At 68.1% G+C, this 1,788-nt stretch carries 1 protein-coding gene; it reads left to right on the top strand.

All coding sequences use genetic code 11. The features are described from left to right. On the top strand, positions 1-1,788 hold a 1,788-nt coding region (locus OO52_RS45355), incomplete at both ends, for a non-ribosomal peptide synthetase (RefSeq protein ID WP_037631204.1).

Genomic DNA, 1,788 nt, shown 5'->3' on the forward strand with positions numbered 1-1,788 from the left:
GCGGTGGACTACGGCGGTGGTCTGCTGCCCGACCTGATCGACGCGACCGCGGCCCGGTACCCCGACACACCGGCCGTGCTCGACTCCGACAGCGAACTCACCTACGCACAGTTCGTGGCACGCGCCAACCACCTCGCCACCCGCCTGCGCGAGGCCGGCGCCGGCCCCGACATCCCCGTCGGCGTCTGGATGGACCGCTCCACCGAGATGGCCATCGTCATCCTCGCCATCCTCAAAGCCGGCAGCGCCTTCCTCCCCCTCGACCCCGACCTCCCCGTGAACCGCGTCACCCGCCTCCTCACCGACGCACACGCCCCCCTGATCTGCACCGACGACCCCCGCGCCGAACAACTCGCCACCACACCCGACGCTCACGGCATCACCGTCGTGCACTGCGGCCCCGGCACCCTCACCCACACCAGCACCACACCGCCGCAGGTCGACCTCCACGGCGACCACCTCGTCTCCGTCTACTACACCTCCGGCTCCACCGGCACCCCCAAGGGCGTCGCCTCCACCCACACCGGCTGGGCCAACCGCATCCAGTGGATGCAAGCCCAATACCCCCTCAACCCCGGCGAGAAGGTCCTCCACAAAACCGTCCTGAGCTTCGACGACTCAGCCGTCGAACTCCTCTGGCCCCTCATCAGCGGCGCCACCATCGTCATGATCCCCCCCGGCCTGCACCGCGACCCCCGCGCCATCCTCGACCACACCACCCGGCACGACATCGTCGCCCTCCACTTCGTGCCCAGCATGCTCACCCTCTTCCTCGACGAAATCACCCCCCACCAACACACCGCCCCCACCACCCTGCGCTACGTCATCTCCAGCGGCGAAGCACTCCGCCCCGACCTCGTCGCCAAATTCCACGACCGACTCCCCCCACACACCCACCTCTACAACCAATGGGGCGCCACCGAAGTCTCCATCGACTCCACCAGCCACCCCTGCACACCCCACGACCACCACACCACCGACGTCCCCCTCGGCACCCCCATCGCCAACAACCAGGTCCTCCTCCTCGACGACCACCTCAACCCCGTCCCCACCGGCATCCCCGGCGACCTCTACCTCGCCGGCACCGGCCTCGCCCGCGGCTACCTCAACGACCCCCGCAAAACCGCCACCGCCTTCATCCCCCACCCCCACCACCCCGGCCAACGCCTCTACCGCACCGGCGACCGAGGCATCCGCCGCACCGACAACGCCATCACCTTCCTCGGCCGCAACGACACCCAGATCAAAATCCGCGGCATCCGCATCGAACCCACCGAAATCGAACACACCCTCCGCCGCCACCCCCACATCAACAACGCCGTCGTCACCAAGTGGGAACCCACCCCCGGCGACCACCGACTCGCCGCCTACATCACCACCCACCCCACACCCGACGAAAACACCCCCGACGAAGACACCCTCCTCGCCAGCATCAACACCCACCTCACCGACCAACTCCCCGCCTACATGATCCCCTCCAGCATCACCCTGCTGGACACCATCCCCGTCAACGCCAACGGCAAGACCGACCACAAAGCACTCCCCCAACCCCAGCCCACCACCACCCACACCCACACCCACCAACCCACCACCGACGCCGAAAAACTCATCGCCACCATCTGGACCGACGTCCTCGACCACCCCAACCCCGACATCCACGCCAACTTCTTCGCCCTCGGCGGCCACTCCCTCCTCGCCACCCGCATCATCAGCCGCCTCCGCACCACCCTCACCCCCCACATCCCCCTCGCCCTCATCTTCGACAACCCCACCATCCACACCATGGCC

Origin of the sequence: Streptomyces flaveolus (assembly GCF_000716535.1) — a bacterium.
GTDB classification, from domain to species: Bacteria; Actinomycetota; Actinomycetes; order Streptomycetales; family Streptomycetaceae; genus Streptomyces; species Streptomyces flaveolus_A.